Annotated in this window: 1 protein-coding gene; it reads right to left on the bottom strand. The window is 84.3% G+C overall.

Annotated elements, in window-relative coordinates:
• The coding region (locus tag ACZY1I_RS32295; RefSeq protein ID WP_463761724.1) for a hypothetical protein at positions 1-268 on the bottom strand (268 nt) is incomplete at both ends.

The raw sequence follows: 268 nt of genomic DNA, 5'->3' as shown, positions 1-268 counted from the left end.
GCGCCCTGGCTGGCGGCGGTGCCACCGTTGGTGGCGCCCGCGGTGCCGCCGGTCCCGCCCTGGCCGCCCGCGCCGGCGGTGCCGCCGGCGGCGCCCTGCAGGCCGGTGCCCGCGGTGGTGGTGTTGTCTGCGCCGGCGCCGCCGTTACCGCCCAGCCCGCCTGCGCCGCCGTTACCGGCCACCCCGGCGGTGCCGAGAGTCGAGCCGGTGCCCGCCGCGCCGGCGGCCCCGCCCACACCGCCGGTGCCGCCCTTGCCGCCGGCCTGGC

It is taken from the genome of Mycobacterium sp. IDUB_37, assembly GCF_055419245.1.
Note: the sequence above shows the minus strand (reverse complement) of the source record. Positions and strands in the feature narration are given on the sequence as shown.